Genomic DNA, 25,207 nt, shown 5'->3' on the forward strand with positions numbered 1-25,207 from the left:
CTAAGCTATCAAATTTGTATTTCTCTATAACTTTATTTATTATTCAAACAAAAATGGTTTTGTATCGATAAGTTTATGACGGTCTTCTTCAAAGAAGAATTTGTCTTCACCGAATGCCGGTTTAAGCTGATTAAACCAAGTTGCTTTAGGATCATATTCAGCAAAAAACGGAATATGTACCCATTTAGGATTACGTCCCTGAATAAAACGAAGAACAAACAGCTTTTCTCCTTTAATTTCCTGTACACCTAATACCTGTATCTTCCCGGCATGATCACTCATACTCGGTCCTCTTACCGTCCGGCATAGACCACTCACTTGCTGATATGCTCGGCGAAAGATATTCCAACATCTTTCGAGTGGAAGTTCAAAGTATTGCTTTGACCCTGTATCTCGTGCTATAAACATATAATAAGGAATACAGCCCAAATCAACTTGATTACGCCACATCCGCGCCCATATTTCAGGCTTATCATTGATATGCTTTAGTAGAGGTGATTGCGTCCGTATCTGTGCACCGGTATTCTTTATTCGTAAAATCGCTTGTTTAACAGCATCAGTAGAAAGCTCTCTTGGATGGTTAAAGTGTGCCTGAATAGATAAGTTCTTCCCAGATTTGTTAATTTCTTCAAATAAACGGATAACATCATCACTATCAGAATCAGTAAGGTATCTATATGGCCAGTAGGCTAATGACTTTGTTCCAATACGGATAGAACGGATATGATCAAAATCGGATGTCAATAATGGTTTGATGTAACTACCGAGAATAGCAGCATTCATTACCATTGGATCTCCACCCGTAAACAAAACATCTGTAACCTCTTTATGAACTCGCAAATACTTAAGTAACAGATCAACTTCTTTCATTGCAAATTTCAATTCGCTCATTCCTGAGAATTGAGGCCACCTAAAACAAAACGTACAATAAGCATGGCAAGTTTGTCCCTGGCTGGGAAAGAACAATACCGTTTCGGGGTATTTGTGTTGAATACCTTTCAACTTTACTTCTCCTAAAGACGGAACATTGTGCTCCTGCCCCGCAGGATTTGGGTTCAGAGAAAGGCGGATTTTGTGTATTTTATCTTCAATAATAGATTTTTCAACATTGTCATCTAGTAGCTGTTCAACTATCGCATAATGCTTTTTATCAAGCATTCCTTTTCTTGGAAAATTTAATGTAAATATCGGATCAGTGTCGATATTATCCCAATCTATCAATTCATCTATTACATAATTATTTGTTTTGAATGGTAGTACTCTTCCTACAACTTCAATATCCTTCACAAACTCCTTTGGAATATTGGCTATTTGAGGTATAGATTGATAATTGTGTAATGTGAACGTTTTTAGTTGATTTCGGGATTTATTCATATTATAGTTAAGTTTTTAAGCTACACTTATTGATAATCTAAGCGTAGGCCATTAATATATATTGCAGAGACATAAATATCGCTAGCTGAATAATTACAATCAGTTAAGAGGCAAAAAGACAAGCTTAAATTATAATTAAGCTAAATTAGATAAGACTCAAAAATTTGTCTTATCTGTTTGTAAAATATGCCACAACGATATTTGTCTAATCATATCCGGAGCAAACACAGGTACAGCTAAAAGGATGCTATTGCGTTTGTATAAATGATTCCGGTTCGTAAATATATAAAAAATAATCGGGATACTGATCTTAAAAAAGCAGAAAATGGGTAAGAGACTAACTCCATATATGAATGGAAACAATTGATTTTCTAAATAAAAAACCCCTCCCCTAAACAAATTCAAAAAATATTTTCCATTCTAAGGTAGGGTTTTCCTCAACATATGTGTCATAGTTGTATAAAACATTAGAAGATGGAGATTCCTTACGAAATATTGATCAAATATTGCAAAAATGAATGCAATATCCAAGAAAAGCGATTTATTGAAGACTGGCTTGCTGCTGATGACAACAACCTAAATACCTTTCTTGACTTACAGAAAGAATGGATTTACATAAATCAGCCATCATATGTTATTCCTGATAAAGAAGCTGTATGGAAGCAAATCTGTAATAAAACAGATTACAAGCAATATCTCGAAAAAGAAACAGGCATAAGGAAGAAACATTCTATTCCGTATACTATGTGGGCACTTACTGCTGTATTAATACTGTCTTTGCTCACTATATCGGGGTATTTGATTAATAATGCTTACAGGCCCAAGTCTTTTACTCATATAAGTACTCAATGGGGCGAGAAGTCTCAAGCAATACTTGCTGATGGAACAAAAGTATGGCTTAATTCTAAGTCAGAGCTATCATTTGCTAGCGACTACAATGACGAGAACAGATCAATCGAAGCGCATGGAGAACTTTTTTTCGATGTTGCTCATGATCAGGATAAACCCTTTATTGTAGACATCGGTAAGGTCAAAATCCGCGTACTCGGCACAAGCTTTAATGTTTCCAATTACGATGGTGATGATTTTTTTGAAATATCCCTCATCGAAGGTGAAATAGAAGTATTAGATGCAAAAAAGAACAAGCATATGTTTAATCTGTCACCATCTCAACGAGCACACATAAATAAACACAATCTGAAATACGAAATAATAAACGAAGATACAGAGGAAGCAAAACTTTGGACTGCAAATAAATTGCTCATTCATAATGCGACACTATATACTGCAATAAAGAAACTCGAACGATGGTATGGAGTTAATATCTCTTACTCTCAATTAGATGAAAGTAAAAGATACACATTCCTTTTGAATACCGAATCGCTGCGAGAGTTTCTCGACCTATTTAACAAGATAACACCAATAGAATATGAAATATATGACAACTCAGTGAAAATAAAAGGGAAATAGTTACTAACATTTTATTTAATACCATGAAAACAATAATCAGAAAATTGCTATTTACACTCATTTTGTGTCTAATGGCGCACTCAGCAATTCTAGCTCAAAAACCAATTAATATCAGTGTAAAAAATATCTCCATCAAAGAGCTATTTAGCGACATCCAGAAAAAATACGGCTATTCGTTTATATACAGCAACAGTGATTTGGACGACAAGCAAAAAGTAATCCTGAATGTCCAAAATGCGTCTATACAAGAAGTATTGACAGAAGTCTTTAAGAACAAAAGCGTTGGCTACGAAATAAAAGGCAACCAAATAGTTTTGAAACCCATTACGGTTCACCAACAAACCGTTCAAAAGAAAATATCTGGAGTCGTATTAGATTCAAACAATGAACCTATTATTGGAGCCACGATAAAAGAAGTGGGAACAACAAATGGTACAATTACTGATATCAACGGAAAGTTTGAACTATCAGTAAACGAAGATTCAAAAATTAATATTACATCCATCGGCTTTCAAACAAATACCGTAACGGTGGGTTCAAAATCTGCATTCGACATTATTCTGATAGAAGATGAAAGAGTACTTTCAGAAGTCGTAGTTACTGCATTGGGCATCAAACGTGAAGAAAAGGCTCTTGGGTACGCTGTACAAGGAGTACAGGGACAAGCCTTGCAGACTGTACGCCCATTAGATGTTGGAACATCACTGACTGGTAGAGTGGCAGGATTGAATGTACTAAACAGTACCGAATTTGGAGCTGCCCCCGAAATAACTCTTCGTGGCGAAAACCCGTTAATCGTTATAGACGGTGTTCCTTATACAAATATGACATTGCGCGATTTGCCGGCTGACGACATAGAGTCTATGAACGTATTAAAAGGCTCTACCGCTTCTGCCCTTTATGGATCTAAAGGTGATGGAGGAGCCATCATGATTACAACAAAAAAAGGTTCGGAAAGACAAGGCTTATCTGTATCTATAAATAGTGGAACTATGTTTACAGCGGGTTATCTTGCCATACCCGAGATGCAATCAACTTACGGACGTGTTGTGAATACAGCAACGAATACCTATGCACGTACAGGCGACGGTTCGTGGGGTGTACCAATGGAGGGGCAAGAAGTAGTACAATGGGACCCTATTTCAAAAACAATGACGCCAATGCCATACACTGCTAGAGGAAAAGACAACTTTAAAAACTTCCTGGTGCAGGGCTATATACTAAACAACAATATAAATGTTGTACAACAAACTAAAAATAGTAGTTTACGAGCATCTGCGACATGGGTACAAAATAAAGGTCAATATCCCAACTCTTTATTCAATAAATATACCTATAGTCTTGGTGGAGAAATGAAAGTTGATAAGTTTACATTGTCTTCGAGCTTAGGATTCAACAAACAAACCTCTCCCAATCTAGGATTCAATGGATATGCCGGATATGATCCTATGTACAGTCTATTGGTATGGTCGGCTCCAGACTACGATATCAGAGACTATAAAGACTATTGGCTAATAAAAAACGAGAAGCAAAATAGTAGTTATGAAAGTGCAAATAACAATCCATACTTCGACAGATACGAGAGATTGCATACATTAAACAGAGATATTTTTAACGGGACGCTTTCTCTCAACTATGATGTTACTCCTTGGTTGAAAGCTACATTAAGAACTGGATTCGACAGTTATAGTGACCGTCAGGATGTACGCATATCCAAAGGTTCGTTCACAGGAGGAGGTACATCAACCGTAATAAAAAATGGGACAGAGATATGGGGCGAATCAGCAAAAGGCTCATTCAATATGGGCGTAGGCAGAGGTTACAGCATCAACAACGACCTTATCTTAGCTGCAGACAAGGCATATAAAGATTTCAGATTCGACGGATTTGTAGGAGGTTCTATTTTCTACAACCAAGATGAAGGAATGGAAGCCCGCACACAAAGCGGACTCTCAATACCGGGATTCTACTCATTGAAGGCATCTATTAATTCTGTACTTACCAATTCAAGATTGTATAAGAAACAAGTAAACAGTGTATTCGGACGTGTGGGGGCATCTTGGCGAAGCATGGCATATATAGAAGCAACTATGCGTAACGATTGGAGTTCTACCCTTTCAAAATCAGAACGTTCTTATTTCTATCCATCGGTAGCAAGTAGCTTTATTGCTTCTGAACTTCTACCTGAGGTGAATTGGCTATCATTCTGGAAGCTTCGTGGATCATGGACAACTTCCAAAAAGCCCGCTAACATATATGATATTAATTCAGACTATGCGATTACACAAAATGCTTGGGGAAATCTAAGTTCGGCTACATATCCTACATCTATCAGAAGTACAAGCGTAAGAGCAGAGTCTACATCAACATTCGAAGTAGGTACAGCTCTCAATTTTTTCAAAGGTAGAGCTTCGCTTGATGTCGCATATTATAATAAACGCATGTACGACTTTATAGTACAAGCGCCTATAAGCCCAGCCTCTGGTTATAAAAGCAACTATATCAATTCGGGAGAAGAAATCACACGTAGAGGTTTTGAAATTACAGCTACTGTAACACCAATCAAAACAAAAGACTGGGAATGGGATGTAACGCTAAATTGGTCGAAATATGCCCGCTATTATACAAAACTGGATGAAACATTTTCGCAAGATAAACCTTGGGTAAAAGTTGGAGAGAGAGTAGATCATTATATAATCAGAGAGTATCAAAAAGATCCACAAGGTAATATAATACATAGCAATGGACTACCACTCTACTCGGCATACGATTCTAAGTTTGGGAATTACGATCCTGATTGGATTTGGGGTATGAACACTAGTGTAAGGTACAAAAACTGGCATTTTAGAATGACGATGGACGGACGTGTAGGTGGTATTGCTCAAACAACTACCGAAATGTATATGTGGCGTGCCGGATCACATCCTAACTCAGTAGTTCCTGAACGTTATCTGGATGCAACCCAGCCTGGAACGAAAAACTATACAGGGCAAGGTGTAAAAGTAATATCGGGGAAAGCAACGTACGATACATACGGAAACATTACAAGCGACACTCGCGAATATGCTGCTAATGATGTAGCCGTTACTTACAAAACATATATCGAAAATCTACATAAAGGAACAGCATGGGGAGGTTCTCCTTCTTCGTTGGATGCTTACAGCACCACATTCTTCAAAATCCGAGAAATTGCTCTGACCTACAATCTTCCAAAAACACTATCGGCTAAACTAAGAGCGAGAGATATTGCAGTATCGGCTGTAGGGCAAAATATGCTATTATGGGCTAAAGATTTTAAATATTCAGACCCAGACGGAGGTATAGATAATTTTAGCGACCCGTCTCAGCGTTATATTGGATTTAATGTGAAAATAGATTTTTAAAACTTTAAACTGAAACGAAATGAAAACCATAAATAAATTCACGATTATAGCAAGCATCCTTCTTTTATCAATATTTATAGGATGTAGCAATTTCGACGATTTGAATACTAACCCCGACTCTACATCTCAGGTTAGTGCATCTTTGCTATGCACAAATGTAGTGTTACGTGTAGCCCGATTTGATGGACGAGACGCAAAGGTAATGATCTCCGATAACGCATTATCCAAATATGTAGGCTATGCTAACGAAGGACAAATGAGTACGCAATACAACACAATAGGAAGTAGCAGCTTCGAAATACTGACAGTACTACCTAACATAGATAAAATGCTAGGCTATGCGCAAGGCAGTCCGATGGAGAACTCATACAAAGGTGTAGCAAAGTTTGTTCGCGCAGCTGCATTTTTCAAACTAACAATGGAATTAGGGGATATACCGTATAGTGAATCGAATAAAGGTGCATCTGGTGTTTACAAGCCAAGTTATGACACACAAGATGATGTATTCAAAGGTATTTTAAACGAGTTGAAAGAGGCAGATCAGTTCTTTGCGGACGGAACAAACTTCGATGGAGACCCAACTCCGTATAATGGTGATCCTGCTAAATGGCGCAGAGCATCAAATGCACTCGCACTAAAAGTCTTGATAACATTGAGCAAAAAAGAGAATGTGGCATCTTTGGAAGTAAAGAAACGTTTTGCTGAAATCGTTAATAGTGGCAACCTACTGGAAGCCTCAACAGGATTTTTCGGGCTTAATTATTCAAGTCTAAACAGACACCCACTATCAAGTACCAATGATTTGTTTACCAGTAAAACAATTGTAAGTTCTTTACTCATCGACAATTTGAAATCTTTAGGAGACAGAAGATTATTCTACTTTGCAGAACCTGCAGGAGCAGCTATCGCTGCAGGTAAAACAGAATCGGACGAAGAAGCCTATATAGGCGTTGATGTTTCAATGGATTATTCTGCAATGAATGCAGGTCATAGCGCCAATAAATATTCGCTATTAAACAAGCGTTACTTAAAAGAAGATGCTTGTGAACCACGCATGGTATTAACTTATGCCGAGCAACAACTAATCGTTGCAGAAGCAAGAGTAAGAGGCTGGATAACAACAGGTGATGCAAAATCTTATTACGAAAGCGGTGTAAAATCTGCTCTTGCCTCTATTATGGCGACTAAGGCTGAATATGCGCACGGTAAAGCCATTACTCAGAGTTATATTGACAATTACTTTACTGGTGACGCAGAATTCAAAGGCTCTACCAACGAGCAATTGAAACAGATATGGATGCAACGCTACATTCTTAACTTTATGCAAGAAGCTCAAAGTAGTTTCTTTGAATACAGACGTAATAACTATCCTGACTTCCCTATCAACCCTGAAACAAGTTTGAATGAGAATAATAAAAACGGATTACCTATGCGTTGGTTGTATCCAAGTTCAGAAACAAATTACAATCGTGATAATTTAAAAATAGCACTGGATAAACAGTACGAAGGCTATGACGAAATCAATAAATTGATGTGGTTGCTTAAATAACATACAATTGTTATAAACTTTATCAATTATCCAGCTTGTTTTTGTATCTTCATCTATAATTATTATGTGCTCTATGGTTTTCTTATAGTTATCAAACGAGACTAAAGAAGATTGTGATAAAGGAAACCATAGAGATACATATATTCGCTAAAAAAAAGATTTAGTACGACGAGTAAAAAATCTTATAGTGGAGAAAGGAAGTATAACTAAAAAATTAAAGAAATGAATCATTATATCCAAAAAGGAATAATCTTAATCGCCTTAATTTTATTTATTTTACCCAAATCGTTATCCTCTCAAAGCGGTGACTGGAAATTAGTATGGTCTGATGAGTTTGAATATAGAGGTCTACCTGACTCTACAAAATGGAGTTTCGATACACATGGAAACTCATATGGCTGGGGAAACAACGAGTTACAATGGTATACCGACAGAAATATAAACAATGCTCGTGTATGTAACGGTGTATTAAGAATCACTGCCGTGAAAGAAGAGTCTAATGGTAAACAATATACTTCTGCAAGACTAAGGACAAAAGGGAAAGGAGATTGGCTATACGGAAAGGTAGAAGTAAGTGCAAAACTACCGACAGGTAAAGGTAGTTGGCCTGCAATATGGATGTTGCCTACAGAGAGTAAATACGGTGGTTGGCCCAGATGTGGTGAAATAGACATTATGGAACATGTAGGTTTTTCACCAGACAGTGTGTTTTCTACAGTTCATACCGAAACATATAACCATACGAAAGGTACACAGGTAGGAAAATCAATTCACGCTCCGCTAGTTACCGATAGGTTTCATGTTTATACTATGGAATGGAACGAGCATCAGATCAGATCGTATATCGATGGTATTCATTATTTTACATTCAGCAAACAAGAGGGAATAGACGCATGGCCTTTCGATCAACCATTTCACTTATTGCTTAACCTTGCCATAGGCGGAGGATTAGGTGGTATAAAAGGTGTAGACAATACGTTGTTTCCGCATTACTTCGATATTGATTATGTACGTATTTATCAGAAAGAATAGTGACTCCTTCTACAAATAAGAATATAAGATATGCGTAGTTATATAGAGTCTGAGTTTGAGGAAATATTCAACACATATTATGAACCAGTATGTTATTTCCTAAATCTTTATACTAAAGATGAGCATGTTATCAAAGATATTGCCCAAGATGTATTTTGTAGCTTATGGGTAAATAGAGAATTGCTGCAAATAGATGATATAAAAGCATACCTTTATACCGCTGCCCGTAACCGTATATTAAACTATTTTAGAGATATAAAACTTCACGAAGAGTTGCTCGCCAAATGGATATCTGAAGAAAAAGAACTGGATGAAGCATACGATTGCGTAGACAGGACTGAATTTGAAAAAAGTATAGAAACAGCCATTGAAAGTCTAACTCCAAAATGCAAAACTGTATTTAAACTCAGTCGCTATAGCCGTATGAGCTACACTCAAATTGCAGAGCAAGAAGGTATATCCCAAAAGATGGTGGAAAAACATATTTCGGTAGCCCTGAAGAAGATAAAAGCGCATATACTCAAATCCATGTTCCTCTGGATTATCTTTTTCTCTTATGTGGAAAAAAACACTTAATAGGTATTAGACTGTGTATAAATATTAAAGTCTATTTTATTTCGAAAGTAATAAAAACTCCTTTGTGGTCAGTCGGCCAAACATCCTTGAATGGTTTAATAACCCGATCTTTTGTTTTATCCTCATTTCTCTTTCCCCTTACTATATAGCCTTTTGGTCCAAATAACGCTGCTCTTTTTACCGTCAACCGTTTATCTGGATAATAGTATACAAAATCAATACGTTCTCGCTCATCTGCATCTGGAGTCCAAGTAATAGCATTCGGGACAACATCTTTATTGTTAGCCGGAAATGTAAATCCCGGGTATTTTACTACATCGGGATATGTCTCTCGGTATGCATCTTTAAATCCATTCTCATATAATAAAGACGATACACCCCAATTTACCACGCATCCATTATGATCGAATAAATTAGCTGTTCCAGCTTGCCAATCGAGATGAGACGGTTCGTTGAAATCTCCGGCATAAATAACTAATCCACCTTTGCTCATTTCGGTTTTAGCATCATTTATAAAGTCTTGAGCAGACTCTATACGTCCCGAAAGGTTACATACTTTCAATATTGTAGCCACATCAGTAATAGGCGAGTTTAATTTATTCCAGTCTTTACTGCCATCGTTATAACCTCTCGGGTAGTAGCAAGTGTAGTATCTATACTCGGAATGGGCGGGATAAACCGCAACACGTTTACCGTCTACATTCAGCACAGCCTTAAACTGCCATTTGTTGATCCGCTGCTGTTCTACAATCGGATATTTGCTTATAATAGCTCTACCATCTATACGCGCACTGTAATAATTAAGCCCTTGTTTTTTTAACGCGTCTATCAATTGAGGCATAACGGGATCATCTTCCTCCCCTTTATACAATTCACAGAATGTGGCGACATCGGGTTTCAATCCTGCTATCTGATCTATTAGTCCCTGAACCGCATTGGGCACTTTGGTACATTCTACCCAAATATTAAGCTGTAACAGAGTAAGCTCGATTGTTTTCCTTTTTTCTTCTTTACCGGTATCAGGTTTAATTGATTTTGAACAATAAGTATTCGATAAGAAAAAAAAGGGCAATAAAGAGATTAATAGCATTTTACATATTGAAGAGAACTTCTTATACATAGTAGTATTCTTTAATTAGAAATAAAAAGATAGTACCATCATGAATCATTATCAAATAACAATTATTCCGGTACTATCTTTTGCAATAAATATTAAGGCTTTATTTCAATCTTCATTAAAAGGCTAGAGCGAGGTTGATCTAACGTAATCTCGAAGCCTTTGGCAAGCTCACTTCCCTTTTTCACAAGGACAGCTCCTGTATCTTTATTTGTTAATGTATATTCTCTATCCAACTTTAACCCTTGCAACTTTACCTGATAAGTTTGGTCGGGAGAATTAGCTCTACGAAATCCAACGATATAACCGCTGTCATCGGACGGGCGATATAATTGGTATACCATCCATATATTATCGGCTGTAATATCCACATCACCCGATCCACTTAATGGATAATAATCTTCATAAAAGTAAGGACGTACTTCGTTAAACTCAGCCTGTTTGTTGCGCATATCAACTACATTGTAGTTTCCTTCTGTTACTTTCCAGTTATAAATAACAGATGTTCCCAATCCTGAGCGGAAGGTATAGGAGTCAGCCTGCTGAATACCTGTACCATGTAGAGGTAAATAGAGTTCGAGTCCGTAAGTATGACATTGAGATCCGTTAGGTTCGCCATAATTATAGTCTGTACGCCACAATGCGGCACTTCTGGATATACTTTCCAAGTCGATACGACGTCCGCCACTTGCACAATTATCAATTATTGTATTCGGAAACCTATTCAATAAATATTCCCAGAATTTATAAAGACCCTCGATGTAGCGTATCTCGCAAATACCACGTCGTCCTTCCTCATCATTATTATACCAGAAGCCGGCCGGTTCGATATTAAAATCCTGACGATAATAATCTATTCCGTTCGTTTCCATAAAATCACCTATAAATTTTCCAAGCCATTTACAAGCTTCCGCATTTCCCAGATTGAAAAGTACAGCATCATGATCACCATCTTTCTGCCATTCTTCCTGTTTCACTGATCCTTTTGCATCGAGCATCCATTGCGGGTATTGATTCGCCCAATCCGAATTCTTCATAACACGTTCAGGTTCAAACCACACCATAAATTTAGCCCCTTGTTTGTGTACCTCATCCGCTATAGGACGAAATCCACGAGGAAATCTTTCAGGATCGATAGTCCAGTTACCGACAGTGTTAGCCCAGTTTTTTTTACCGGCAACATCTGCAGCTTTAATATACCACCCTGCATCAAGCCAGAAAACATCAGGTACCAGTTTATATTGTGCATAGCGCTTGATAAGAGCGATAGCATAATCCTCTGTCATGCATGTATATTCATTACATGGCGCAGGATCTCCGTAATTGAAGCTGGTAGATACGGGATATACCGTAGGCTTACCATTCTGTTTCCATGTATAATGTTCGAGAACAAGTCGCCGGAAGGCGTTGTGTCCTACAAAGCGGTTCTCACCATTCCAGAACAATAAGCATACTTTTGGTGTACGGATACTCTCTTTTGGATACAGGTATGTTTTAAGATTTACCATACCCGATTTCAGATTTGTACTCTTGCTCGTCTCTGCCTTTACTTTGGCAAACCATGTTCCAGTCCATCCTATGGCTGCTAATACGCCCCCCTGCCCTTTGGGTGCTTGCATATTAAAGAATGGAAAAGCATTCTGAGAAGAACGCCCTCCGTATGGCTCCATATACAGACTGTCGTGAGGCTGCATCACTTTTAGCCTTTGATGGAAGTCTTCTTTTGACACATGGCTACCGTCCGCGTAATGCATTTTCAAGGCTCCGCCCTCTTTATATGTGAATGTAATATCAGAGGCATTCACAGATGAGATCTCGGGAGTATTCTTATTTCCTGTATTCACAAAACGAAGCACCCATTCTACGGCGTTATAAGCATTGAAGCCTTTTACTTCGCATTCTACAGTGAGCCCCGACACCGGGTCTTTGTAAGAATAGATACGCTTAATAACGGAAGGATCACTTTCCGTTATATTTTTCACACTATAGCTCCAATTCTTAATGAATGTGCTCGAATGTTTTCCACCATATACAAACGAAAATGGAGGAGTAACTCCCTTTCTGAAATTAGCGGAAATCCATTTGCCGATATCATTTTTATTACCTGTTATTTGTACCGTCGACTGCCCTGCGACAGACAAAGATCCCAATAACAGTAGGATTAGATAAACTATGTTTTTTTTCATTATATATTTTTATCAATTTATTGATTATCAAAACATCATTGATAAAAGGTGACAAAAGTAACACCTTTTTACACTTTTTATTTCTGTCACTTTTTCTATACTATCAGTTAAAAGCTATTCTAGTATTATTATAGATAAAGTATTCTGCTTTTCATATATCTGCCCTACTCCACTGCCTTATATTTTATCAGCAGCGATTGATTTGGCTTATCCAAAGTCAAGACAAATCTATCGGCAAGCTCTCTTCCCGATATAATAATGGATTCGTTTTTATCCAGATCTGTTACTTTATATTTCTTTTCGGGTTTGATGCCGGAGAGTTTCACTTCAATAGTGTTTTTCTCGCAAGCCTTTCGACGGAAAGCAACTATAACCCCGCTGTTATCAGAAGGTCGGTTGAGTTGATATGCCAACCAGATATTATCGAGAGTTGTATCGTCTATCCCCGTTAATGGATAATAATCCTCATAATAATAAGGGCGGATATCTTGAAATTCATTTAATCGGGCTTGCATTTCATATATCGAAAAACTTTTGTCTGTTATTTTCCAGTTGCAGGTCAAACAGGTGCTCATGCTTGAACGGAACGCATACGGGTCGGTCTGTAAAATTCCGGTACCATGCAGAGGAAGGAAAAAGTTTAATCCATAAGTATGACATTGATAGCCATCAGGATCATCGTAATGATAGTAATCGCTTCGCCATAGAGGAGCACTTCTTGGGATCGTTTCCATATCGATCCGTTTTCCTCCACTGGCACAATTATCTATAAACAAATTAGGGAAACGCTTGAGCAGATAGTCCCAAAACTTATACAAATTTTCGATATGGCGTATTTCTTTCATCCCTACTCGTCCTTCTTCTTCGTTCGCAGCCCAATAAATATCGGGATGCATATTAAAATCCTGACGATAATGATCTACTCCGTTTTCTTCTATCATGTCTCCGATATATTTACACAGCCAGTCGCAAGCTTCAGTGTTTCCGAGATCAAACATGAGATAAGTATCATCGTTATGTTCGGGAATATCCAGCATCCATTCGGGGTGCTCTACAGCCCATTGCGTACCTCTGATTACTCGTTCGGGTTCGAACCACACCATAAATTTTACTCCTAGCTTATGTGCTTCTTCCGAGATAGGCTTTAATCCACGAGGAAAGCGTGTTGTATCTACCGTCCAGTTACCAACTGTGTTAGCCCAACTTTTACCCTTTTCCCAATCTGCAGCTCCGGTATTCCATCCGGCATCTAACCAGAATACTTCAGGCATAATGTTGAATTGCTTGTAACGTTTCATCATCGCAATTGCGTATTCTTCAGTCAAACCCGAATACTCAGTATAAGGAGCAGGGTCTTTATAATTGAAGCCTGTAGCTAATGGATAAGGAGCATTTTTCCCATTTATTTTATGTGTCTTATGATTCAGCACAAAGCGACGGAACTGATTGTGTCCCTCCATTCGGTCGTCGCCGTTCCAGTACATTAGTGTAATGCTTGGCGTGCGTATACTTTCTTTTCCATACAAGTAGAGATCCATCGTTTTCATTCCCGACTCTATGGATATTCTTTTTTGATTTTTACAGCTGATATCTGCATACCAGCTACCGCTCCACCCGATGCCCACAAAAACACCTTGGGATGAAGCTGATTCGATATTGAATATTGGCAGATAATCGCCTTCGGATGAACGCCCGTTTATTGGCTCCATCAATTTACTTTCACCGGGGTTCAAAGTAAGCGTACGAGGATGAAAGTCGTATTTGGATATATGATTACCATCTGCATAATGCAGATTAAAATTGCCTTCGACAGGATAATCCATCTCCATATCTATGGCTTTTACCTGTTTCAGGCTTTTCGAATTGGCAGTAGCCATATTTGTGAAATGAATCGTCCATTCCAAAGCCTTGAAATCCGGATATCCTTTTATTTCACATTCCACTTTCAGCCCTGTCCCGGCTTCGGTATAAGTCGCAAGATATCTGACAACTCCCGATTCTTCTACCTTTTGTTTCTCAATAGTATGTTTCCATTTGCGAATAAATTCTTTTGAAGAAACACCACCGTATACAAACGAAAACGGAGGAGTTTTACCTTTGGCAAATAGTGTTGATATCTGATTTTCTACATTTACCGGTGTTTTGGTCATCTTAGTAACAGTTTGCCCGCGAGAACTCATTGTCGCACAGATGAAAATAAGAAACGTGATGATTGCTTTACTGCAAATATTTTTTATCATAGAACTTTTATTTTATTACAAGAAATCTGCAATGCTTTAATATAGGTTTCAATGTTTTTATTTACTTGTTTTTCTGACAATGCTTATTAGCCACAATAAGTAGCACCATATAGCAGCGATGAGAACAATTGCTGATATCTGCGTTTTGAAAATATCGGTAACAACGCCAAGCACAGGAGGCAGTATAGCACCACCCGAAACTCCGACAATCAGCAGAGCCGATATTTCGTTTGCTTTCTCAGGAATGCGTTTTAATGCCAACGAAAATATGATAGAAAATAAATTGGCATAACCTAAACCAAATATTGCAACACAAGCCAGCGTTATCCAAACATTCGTATTGATGCACAGTAAAAGCAGTCCTACTAATCCTATCCACACACTGTAGGTAAAGAACTTCGACTCGGAGCTCTTCATCAACAATATACCCCCTAAGAATGCCCCCACGGTACGAGACAGAAAATATACACTGTTGCCCATACCTGCATCTTCTACCGAAAGTCCGGCCTTTTCCATCAATAACTTAGGAAATGTCATGTTCATTCCTACATCAACACCCACTAACACCAATATTCCGATAAAAAAGGCTACGATATACTTATCCTTGAAAAGTTCAAGAGTATTTTTAATTGAAATATTAGAAGTGTCATTTCGTTTATCTTCTATCTTAGTTAAGCTCAACCAAATAAAAGCAAGAAGAGAAAGTGCCGCATATATCGGAAATATCATTCTCCATCCCAGTGTAGTACCGATTACCGACGCTGCGAGAATAGGACCAACAAAGGAGCTTATCGCTTTCACAAATTGACCTAAAGTAAGAGTGCCTGTTAGTTTGCCCGAGCCTACTACGTCTGCCACGAGCGGATTGAGCGATACTTGTAACAATGTATTGCCAATCCCTATCAGCCCAAACATAATTAGAACAGTGGTGAAGTCATAGGTTGCCAGAGGCAAGCACATAGCTAATACATGGAATGCAAAACTAATTAACACTGTTTTTTTTCGGCCTATTTTATTCATCAGCATCCCGGTGGGGATAGATAAGATAAGAAACCACAAAAAACAGGATAGTGATACCAGATTTACCATGGAATCGGTAAGATGACTAAAGTCATTTTTTACGTAATTAGTAGAAATCCCTATGATATCTACAAATCCCATGATGAAAAATCCAAACATCACTGATAATATTTTTATGGCGGAAGTATTATTTTTCATCCTTTACAAATTCGTTTGATTAAAGCTACCCCGAACCCTAATCCGGGATAGCTTACTGTGTTTAATAATCCTTTTTAGTTGACCGTTTTTAATAACTCTCCATAGTTACCCGTAGCCGCATTTGTCCAGTTATAGTACTCTACACGAACACCTGCTTCAATTGCTTTCTGAACAGGGTTTACACCTGAGTTCCAAACACTACTCCAACCTCCGTTTTCTGCAGTTTCTACTTTCAGCGTCCGTGATTTAGATGTATCGGCTGTAAAGTCGAATGCCAACTTATCTCCACTTTGTCCCCATGTAGACCAAGCATAACCATTACGTAGATCAAGATACTCTATCGGACATCCTGTAGCAATGAAACGAATATTATAGTTGCTAAGTAATGAAATACCCCGCATGTCAATATATTTCAATGAAGTATTGTTACTTAGATCTATATCTCTCAACCATGGTTGATCCTTCGTTTTGAAAGAAGTTAGTCCTGCATTTTTCGCTGATATCGTTGTTAGATTGTACCAGCCTGTCATATCAATCTCACTTATGTTATTGTTATCACATACCAGATACCAAACATCATCGAAGTATTTCAAACCATCTAAAGATGTAATATTTTTGTCCGAAAGATCGAGCTTATTAGCCAGATTAGTTGGTAATTTAGCATTTCTGGCTTCACTGATTATGATGTCATTTCCACTGAAAGCCTGAGGACAATAACCTTTCATTATGGCTCGCAGATTTGCATCCGGCATGGATGCTGTACCTGCATTAGTCCAATTAATTTTATCAAATACAACTTCTTTGTCAAGACCTATTGTAGTTACCTTCACTCCCGAAAGACCTGCTGTTCTTACAGCACTCGATCTGTTGAACATATCCATGTGCCAGAACCAGATATTGCTCACTAGTAACTGACATTCCTGATTTGTATCGAAATCGAACTTGAAATTATCAAACGAGCCAAAACACATACAGTTGCTGATATCTAATTTACGGAATTTGATATTATCCAATACAATGTTTAGTAATGCCGGACATTTGCTCAAGTCTAGTTCTGTGAGAGGATTATTGCCCATGTATAAAGTTTGCAATGTTTTAGACTGTATATTCATACTTGTAATATTGCTACTCCATGCAAAGATGCTGACAATACCATCCATTCCCACTAGTTCAATGTTGCCAAGATTATTATCTGTAGCCCAAAGAGTTTTCAATTTAGGGAATTTCTCTAAACCACTCAAATTAGTAATTCCTTTACCCGAAATATTCAACGTTCCATTTTCGAATTCGAAATCAGCTGCTACAGAAAGTTTCAAACTATCCTGAGCATCAAATAGCTGAGGTCCGATTACTTTAAGTGTATTACGCAAATTTATATCTGCTACCCATCCCTTAGGTAACCATTGCTGCATACTACCCAGTGATATCTCTTTGTCGCCTCTGAGAAGAACCAAGGAATAGCCACTCTCTTTTGCATTGAGAGGAAACAAGAATGAGAGATAAGAAGATGTAACCTCTTTTATTTCAACATCTATATCAAAAGAACCGTCCAGAGGTTTCAGTAACGGACGTAAATGCAGGTGGTCGGTAGACTGAAAACCCCGTCCTTGTATTTTAACTTCCGTTCCTTGGATACCTTCTTCATATTTAGGTATAACAACGCCGGATATACCAAATGATAAATCATACTCAGTCACATCATCGCAACTCCAGAAGCAAGTTAGCGAAACCAATAATATTAATAATTTAAACTTATTCATTTTATTAGGCTTTAATTACTGTTTATTTTTGAACTAATATTAAGACACTCGAACGCGAAATGCTAAGCGAAGTTTTATCCTTAATATTTATAGTTTCTGTAGATTGAATGAGATTATCCCCGGTAGGAAGATTTCCTTCTACATATTTGTAAACCTCATATTCTCCATTTGCCTGAGACTTGTCATTGATAATTTCTACAGGTTTATTGTGCTCCGAGCCATTTGCAAAGATGTAGACCCATTTATTATTTTCATTCAGAATGGCTGTTCCGGCAACAAGATTTTCGTTCAAATCTAATGGAAATACTTCTGCATTTTTTTTGATGAAACGAGTCAACATACTATATGCATAGTAATGAGGTCTGACCTCATAGTCTTCCTTTATTGCATTATAAATTTCCGGATCAGGCTCATATGCTTTTTTTACATATTTCCATAAGCCGAGCTGTTGCATTTCCGAATAACTTCCATTTCTGCTATAGTATTGATCTATCAACGACCAGTAACTTACACCAGCAGCACCTCCGTTAAGCAAGTTGATAGCAATACGAGTCAAGAGGACTCCTCGTTCGTATTTATCGATATCTAACTGACGTGAAGAACCCGAAGTTTGATTAGAGCCGAACTCCCCTACAAAGTGTTTCTTCCCGCTCGATAGAGTCACATTATTTTTTTCCCAATTAACGATATCGGCATTCGAAGTAGTGTATCCAAACTTATAAGTATGAGTATTCAGTAAATTTGTTTCTGCTTGTAGAGCTTCTGCACATGATTTTAAATAGTTAGGGCTACCATCTGTATTGTCAGATAGATTGAACTCTACTTTATCCCTAAGTCCCATTGCCTTAAATTTTGCATCCAAAGACTTTACCATAGGTGCATACTGATCGGGATGGCTGTCAGGCTCTCCTTGCCACATCGTTCTACCATAATTGGGGGTATGGCTATCAGGCTCATTGAATGGAGTTACTGCTTTTACACATGTAAAACCTTTCGTCTCGATCAGATATTTGACCAATACCGAGAAGTTTTCGGCAAATTCTTCATACTTATCCGTTCCGCATACCCACGGAGCATTCGGTCTGCTATCGCAAAGAAAATGCTTCCCTGTTGGTGTTCCTGCTATCAAATCCATGTTTACAGGACATCCCCATAGTACAAGTGTTACTTCTCCATTATTTTCCTGTATTAATTCCAGTACTTTATATAATGATTGCATTTCCTGCGAATCGAAAGTAAACTTGCTCATATCCGCAACATTCGGGTCATCATTATCATTTAGTGGTTCCCACCAATGCGGTTGTACCATTACCCGGAAATTTTGGACACCCATTTTCTTTACACGCTCTTTTACGATGTTCCAATCTTCAGCCTTAGATCCGTCTTCTGGACGGGTTAAGTTTTGTGAGAAGAAATGAGGATCCAGTTCGACTCCTATCCCTACCAATTTCACACCTGTAGATTCTTTTACCTGAGTGGGGTAAAAATTGGATGGAATACGGTTATAACCTTCATCTATATTGGAACAGGCACTAGAAATAGTCATCATGCTAAAAAGAAGCACGATAACAAATGTTTGTTTGAAATATTTCAGTGTTTTCATTGATTAACTTTTTTATAAAATCCAATTATTCAAAACCTAGTTGTTTCTCTATCGCTTGAATCAAAATATGTATTACTTGAATATGTATCTCTTGCACCCGATCGGAAAAATGAACTTTCGGTGCAGCAATTACAACATCACTCAATGCAGAGAGACGATTATCGCCGGTAGAGGTTAGTGCTAAAACTTTCATTTTTTTTAGATGGGCACTTTCAACTGCCTTCACTATATTGCTAGAGTTACCACTGGTACTGATAGCCAATAATACATCACCTTCGCATCCCACACCTTCAACATAGCGGGAATATATTTCGTCGAACGAAAAATCATTTCCAACACATGTTATGTATGCCGGATCATTTATTGAAATGGCTGGTAAAGACGTTCTGTTTTTACGATAGCGTCCCGTCAATTCTTCTGCAAAATGCGTAGCATCGCAAAGAGATCCTCCATTGCCACAGCTAATAATTTTATTCCCCTTCCTCAATGAATCGGAGAGTAATATAGCAGCCCGTTCAATGACTTCTATTGTTTCTGGATTGTTCCAAAAACTATCGACCTCTTTTAATATTGCTTGCGAGCTTTCTCTTATCAAATTTTTCATAATATTGTTTTTAATCGATTAGATTGGCAGCTATAGAAAGAGCAGCATAATCTCCAATATTTTCGCCAAGAGCCGCAGGAACTATCTTGCAAACATCTCTTGCTCCTTCCAGAGCTTCTTTCGATATCTGATCCAAGACATAAGGTTCCATCATATCCTTGTTGCGGGCATATATACTGCCTATAGCAATAAGCTCCGGATTTAGAATATCTATTAGCATAGCAAGGCCTTTCCCTAAATAAGTAGCTGATGTTTCGTACACCTTCAGGGCAAGTTTGTCTCCTGCTCCGGCAGCTTCTGCAATGAGCTTCGCATTTACATTTTCCATATCATCGAGAGATGGACACCATGAAACATGGCCTCCTTTTTTTATCTCTTCTGCAGCTAAACTACGAGCCAATTGAGCTATTCCGCCACCACTGGCATATCCTTCAAAAGAGCCTTCTTTACCGTACCCTATCGGTCCGTCATCTGTTAGACGAATATGCCCAACTTCTCCGGCATTATCGTTCGTTCCCGAATATAAAGAACCATTAAGAATTATTCCCGCACCAAGTCCTGTTCCACATGTCAGAAAAATCATATTTTGAGTTCCCCTCCCGGCACCGAACTTCCACTCGGCTAATGCACACGCATTGGCGTCATTCTGTAATCCGGCTCTTACACCAAGCTCTTCCTCAATGATTTTCACGATAGGTATATTATCCCAGCCCGGCAAATTGGGTGGAGACATTACCGTTCCCGACTTACTGTCGAGCGGTCCGCCACAGCTAATACCTACAGCACGGACTGTTTGAGCGGTAAGATTGAAGCGTGCCATCATTCTTTTTGCTTCACTCATTATATTTCTGATCGTTTCTTCAACTGTAGTAGTCTCTATTTTTGTTTTATCAACTATCTGCAAATCAGAGCCTATTCTTTTTCCGTAAACGATGGCACATTTAGTGCCCCCTATGTCAATTCCTAATAAATTATCTTTCATATTCCTATTTAATACTAGGATACAATCCTGTCTTTTTTAATAACTTTTTATATTCCTGCAAATTGAAAGGAGCTTCTCCATATAAATAATGATTGCTATATTCTTTTTGCCCCACTTTATATTTGATGAGAAGTACCCCTTGCCCTTTTTGCAGAGGTAATGAAGCTATCTTGTTCATACCATTTGCCAAAACCTCGAAATTTCCTTTGTATATTTCTTTATTAGATGCCATGTCAGACACAATCACCTGTCCTTTTTGCAGATTACGGGTGTCATTGGCAACAATTAAAGGATAGCCATTATCTACAGGATCATTTATGAGTACACAAAGGTCTGTTTGTGCATTTTTAATGAAATAATACGCCATTTTCTTTGAGTTGTAGTAATCTACGATAGCATCCGAAATTATTGGCCAGCCATCACGAAGATTCCACCACACTATTCCTGTTTTAGGACTAAACTTCTGCCCACGCCACAACTCTACAAAAAACTTCATAGCCTCGGCCTGCACTGCCTGTGATGCAAAAACAAAATCGTCAAGTTTGGTTGGTATTTCGCCAAAAAGCAAATTCACCTGATTCAACATTAGATTGTTGCGATCGAAAGTTTTTCCTTGAGAAGGGAACCTACGTGTCGACTTTGTAACCCACTCATCGTTCCATTCTTTGTCTTTAGTCCAAGGGTAAACACCTTCCTTAGTCATCATTTTGTTTAGACTTTCGACATTCGGACATCCATGATACCCTATTTCGCTAACAAAACAACAGGCTGCCTTTGTATAATATGGTTCTTTATAGTATCCTCGTGGCCCCCAGAGATGATTCTCGGGTAATAATTCGTCACCACCGCCATGTTCCCATACTGCTTGACTGTAATATGGAGAACTTGGTATATAAGGTCGTGTGGGATCAAATTCATAGAGTACTCTAGCAATAACTTCACGAGTTATCACATCCTTATTTGGATTGATATTCAGTGGTTGCAGCGTCCAACGCATAGCCAAATCGTTCTCATTATTGCCCGACCAGAGAATCAAAGAAGCATGATTTCGAAACTTAAGCACAACAGACGTAACCTCTTCTTCAATCATCCTTGCAAAATCATCACGCTGTGGATAGAATGTACACCCCATACCGAAATCTTGCCATACAAGAATTCCATTTTGATCACAAAGATCAAAAAAGTTGGTGTCTTCATATACATTGCCACCCCAACAGCGAATCATGTTGCAATTGATGTCTACGACCATGTCGATCATCGTATTCAAGTGAGATTTATCTCTGCTATGCAATGCATCCATTGGTACCCAGTTAGTGCCATGAATAAAGATCGGTTCATTATTAACGATGAATCGAAATTGTCCGGGTTTTCCGGGGAGATTGATATCATCCATATCCAGCTTTACAGTGCGAACCCCAATTTTACAATTGTTGACATCCAGCTCTTTTCCATCCGAATCTATCAATTGCACACTTGCATCGTAGAGCGCAGCTTCACCGTAGCCTCTAGGCCACCAGAAATCAACATTCTTAAGTTCGAATATATGACGAAAAGCCGGAGTGCTTACAATCTGCGAATTCTGATATACGATTTTTCCTTTACGACGAAGGGTAAATTGAGCCTTCACTTTGTCAAACTTATCAAAGGGGATAACCATCTGTACATCTGTAAAAATACGTGCAGTATGAGCCGTTGTATCGATGTTGATGGTCATCCAATTTACATCTTTGAGACGAGTAGGATTGAGTACCCGAAGTTCAACATCTCTCCACAATCCGGCACTGACCAAACGCGGCATAATATCCCATCCATACATGTGCGGAGCCTTTCGAATATAAACAGCCTCCTCTGCCGGAAAATTACCAATACTAATCGTACCAAGTGTATGTTTCTGAGCTTCCATAACAGCCGAACGGATAATTACTTGCAAAGTATTTTCTCCTCTTTTCAGAAAATCTGTCACGTCATATTTATGCTCGATTAACATATTTGCAGCCTCTCCCACTTTCTCTCCGTTGAGCCAGATATCAGCAAGACAATCTATTCCTCCAAAAAACAATTCGACCCGTTGGCCTTCTTGGACTAATGGAGCTTCGAATGTTTTTGTGTAGCACCATTGATAGTTTTCATACTTTCGTAATGCGTTCACATTACTACCTATCATTGGGTCGGGAATCAAGCCCGCAACCATCAAGTCTAATTCAACATTTCCGGGAACAGAAGCGTCTATTTTTTCCACTTGCATATCTTTGATAGCTTGTGGAGTAACAACCGGCTTAGAAGGCTGTTTCCAGTAGGAGAGCTGCCATTTCCCATTCAAAGAAATATTCCCTGACAAAGCCGTTATATTTCCCAGAAATAGGGCTGAGGTCAATAAGATTAATAATCGATATTTAATTATAGTCATAATTCTTCTCTTTCTTATTCACCCGGTTGCAACATAGCATCATTGGTATTCCAACCCGGTGTTTGAGTCAAGACTCCATTAGACAATGTTATTTCGGCTTCCGGAATAGGTAAGAATCCTCCGGTTTCGGGACGGAATTTTATCTTATAGGTAGCATTCTGGCTATTATTCTTCAAGGTTATACCGTTCATTCCGTTAACAGTAGATTCAGCATCTCCCCATCTCAATACGTCGAGCCATCTTATACCTTCAAATGCTAGTTCGTATTTACGCTCATTCTTGATATTTTCCAATGTTGCCGGAACTGATGGTAGGTCTACACGTTTACGTACCCGATCCATATATTCCTGAGCTTTAGAACCACCTAACTCCGCACCCATTAAAAGGAGGTCAGCAAAACGGATAAGCACTATATCCTGAGTGCTATTAAACTGAGGATCGTTTGGCATATTCCATAAGATAGAACTGTACGATACAATATTTCCTTTGTCGTCATACACATTCACCGGCATATATTTCTTTGACCAATAACCCGTTTCATTCCATTGGTAAGCTTGTCCCCATTTATATTTTGAGGTAGAACCTTCTCCTTCGTGTGTTGCATCAGACACATCGAGAACCGAACCGCGTTTGCGTAGATCATTATTAGGCCATTCGTTATAGAATTTACTATTGACAGGTCCTTTTCCCCAACCTGACCCGAAAGGCAATAAATCCTGATTACCTCTAAATCCGAAGTGTAAGTTCACCGTATTTCTACGATCATAGTTATTTCCTTGAGCAGCAGTGGAACATTTGATAGCAAACATAGTTTCGTTATTATCTCCATTTTCCCCTATCCATTTTAAATTGTTATCCGCTGCGTACTTGTAATCAGATTTTGTTTTTCCTGACATTACAATCGAATATGGCCACAAGTTTCTGAAATCAGGAATCAAATCATGTCCACTGTTAGCTATACAGTCGTCAACCCATGCTACTACCTGCTCTTTTGTAATATCACCCATTTGGGCTTGCTTGTAGTAATCAGTATAGAATAAAAATATACGAGCCATTAAAGCCTGAGCAGCCCAACGTGTAGCCAATCCATTCTCACTTTTAGGAATATCCTGAAATTTAGTAGCGGGTAATATTTCAATTGCACGCTTCAGATCGGCCCCCATTTGTGCATATACATCCTCTGCCGAAGCACGAGGAAGGTTTACAGGTTCGGGAGTAGTAATCAGCTGTACGGGTCCAAACATAGAGCACAGACGGAAATAGGTAAAAGCGCGTAAGAAAAGTACCTGACCCTCTATTTTGTTTCTTGACTCGGTAGTTGGCCACTTTATATTATCCAAAGAACCAAGCAGCAAGTTTGCCCGATAAACCGAACGCCATGTACATTCCCATAGATCGGTGTACATCGTTCTTGATGTAAGCTTGAACAAATCGATAGCATGAGAAGTGAGGTCGTCTTTCCCTCCACCTCCCAGCATATCATCTGCCATGAGGTTGAGAACAATAAAAGAATGTTCTGTTTCGCCCCCACCCACACGTGATCCAAAAGCATTATACACACCCATAAGAGACGTATATGCTTCTTCAGGAGTTTGAGGGTAATTTGATGAATCTTTCTGCGTTAATTGATCTGTATCCAAAAAATCGGAACAACTAACTGTAAAAACAGAAATTAATATTATAATTATCTTTTTCATTTTGCCTTA

Annotated in this window: 16 protein-coding genes; 5 read left to right on the forward strand and 11 right to left on the reverse strand. The window is 38.4% G+C overall.

Going from position 1 to position 25,207, the window contains the following annotated elements:
* Positions 1 to 39 precede the first annotated feature (39 nt).
* Positions 40 to 1,374 carry a KamA family radical SAM protein gene (locus PKC55_RS14530; protein ID WP_291129954.1) on the reverse strand — a complete coding sequence of 445 codons (1,335 nt, stop codon included), beginning with the start codon at positions 1,372 to 1,374 and terminating at the stop codon, positions 40 to 42.
* Between the two features lie 474 nt (positions 1,375 to 1,848).
* Here PKC55_RS14530 and PKC55_RS14535 point away from each other — a divergent pair, with 474 nt between their 5' ends.
* The 5 genes from PKC55_RS14535 to PKC55_RS14555 all read left to right on the forward strand — a co-directional run bounded on the left by PKC55_RS14535 (position 1,849) and on the right by PKC55_RS14555 (position 9,384).
* Positions 1,849 to 2,844: a FecR family protein gene (locus PKC55_RS14535; protein ID WP_324373536.1), complete on the forward strand. Its 996-nt coding sequence runs from the start codon at positions 1,849 to 1,851 to the stop codon at positions 2,842 to 2,844.
* Positions 2,845 to 2,867: 23 nt separating this feature from the next.
* Positions 2,868 to 6,227 (forward strand): SusC/RagA family TonB-linked outer membrane protein, encoded by a 3,360-nt coding sequence (locus PKC55_RS14540; RefSeq protein WP_291129951.1) that lies wholly within the window; start codon positions 2,868 to 2,870, stop codon positions 6,225 to 6,227.
* Between the two features lie 19 nt (positions 6,228 to 6,246).
* Positions 6,247 to 7,776, forward strand: a complete 1,530-nt coding sequence (locus PKC55_RS14545) for a SusD/RagB family nutrient-binding outer membrane lipoprotein (protein WP_291129949.1) — start codon at positions 6,247 to 6,249, stop codon at positions 7,774 to 7,776.
* A 222-nt stretch (positions 7,777 to 7,998) separates the two neighbouring features.
* A complete protein-coding gene (locus PKC55_RS14550) occupies positions 7,999 to 8,808 on the forward strand; it encodes a glycoside hydrolase family 16 protein (protein ID WP_291129947.1) in 810 nt (269 codons plus the stop codon).
* 30 nt (positions 8,809 to 8,838) lie between these two features.
* Positions 8,839 to 9,384: an RNA polymerase sigma-70 factor gene (locus tag PKC55_RS14555; protein WP_291030034.1), complete on the forward strand. Its 546-nt coding sequence runs from the start codon at positions 8,839 to 8,841 to the stop codon at positions 9,382 to 9,384.
* A gap of 31 nt (positions 9,385 to 9,415) precedes the next feature.
* Here PKC55_RS14555 and PKC55_RS14560 read toward each other — a convergent pair whose 3' ends face one another.
* The 10 genes from PKC55_RS14560 to PKC55_RS14605 all read right to left on the reverse strand — a co-directional run bounded on the left by PKC55_RS14560 (position 9,416) and on the right by PKC55_RS14605 (position 25,198).
* A complete protein-coding gene (locus PKC55_RS14560; protein ID WP_291129942.1) occupies positions 9,416 to 10,474 on the reverse strand; it encodes an endonuclease/exonuclease/phosphatase family protein in 1,059 nt (352 codons plus the stop codon).
* A gap of 122 nt (positions 10,475 to 10,596) precedes the next feature.
* Positions 10,597 to 12,687, reverse strand: coding sequence for a glycoside hydrolase family 36 protein (locus PKC55_RS14565; RefSeq protein ID WP_324373537.1), 2,091 nt, complete (start codon positions 12,685 to 12,687; stop codon positions 10,597 to 10,599).
* Positions 12,688 to 12,851: 164 nt separating this feature from the next.
* Complete coding sequence (locus PKC55_RS14570) at positions 12,852 to 14,927, reverse strand: glycoside hydrolase family 36 protein (protein ID WP_291126159.1); 2,076 nt, start codon at positions 14,925 to 14,927, stop codon at positions 12,852 to 12,854.
* A gap of 57 nt (positions 14,928 to 14,984) precedes the next feature.
* Complete coding sequence (locus tag PKC55_RS14575) at positions 14,985 to 16,145, reverse strand: MFS transporter (RefSeq protein WP_414647289.1); 1,161 nt, start codon at positions 16,143 to 16,145, stop codon at positions 14,985 to 14,987.
* 74 nt (positions 16,146 to 16,219) lie between these two features.
* Complete coding sequence (locus PKC55_RS14580; protein ID WP_291126160.1) at positions 16,220 to 17,905, reverse strand: leucine-rich repeat domain-containing protein; 1,686 nt, start codon at positions 17,903 to 17,905, stop codon at positions 16,220 to 16,222.
* Positions 17,906 to 17,927: 22 nt separating this feature from the next.
* The gene (locus PKC55_RS14585) at positions 17,928 to 19,508 is read right to left on the reverse strand and encodes a glycoside hydrolase (protein ID WP_291126162.1); all 1,581 of its coding nucleotides are present in this window, start codon (positions 19,506 to 19,508) and stop codon (positions 17,928 to 17,930) included.
* Positions 19,509 to 19,533: 25 nt separating this feature from the next.
* Positions 19,534 to 20,112, reverse strand: coding sequence for an SIS domain-containing protein (locus PKC55_RS14590; protein WP_291126164.1), 579 nt, complete (start codon positions 20,110 to 20,112; stop codon positions 19,534 to 19,536).
* Between the two features lie 10 nt (positions 20,113 to 20,122).
* Positions 20,123 to 21,094, reverse strand: a complete 972-nt coding sequence (locus tag PKC55_RS14595; protein WP_291126166.1) for an ROK family protein — start codon at positions 21,092 to 21,094, stop codon at positions 20,123 to 20,125.
* Between the two features lie 4 nt (positions 21,095 to 21,098).
* Positions 21,099 to 23,501, reverse strand: a complete 2,403-nt coding sequence (locus PKC55_RS14600) for a glycoside hydrolase family 2 protein (protein WP_291126167.1) — start codon at positions 23,499 to 23,501, stop codon at positions 21,099 to 21,101.
* A 14-nt stretch (positions 23,502 to 23,515) separates the two neighbouring features.
* Entirely contained in the window at positions 23,516 to 25,198 is a 1,683-nt protein-coding gene (locus PKC55_RS14605) for a RagB/SusD family nutrient uptake outer membrane protein (RefSeq protein WP_291126169.1), read from the reverse strand.
* Positions 25,199 to 25,207: the final 9 nt, after the last annotated feature.

It is taken from the genome of Dysgonomonas sp. (genome assembly GCF_035323175.1).
GTDB lineage: Bacteria > Bacteroidota > Bacteroidia > Bacteroidales > Dysgonomonadaceae > Dysgonomonas.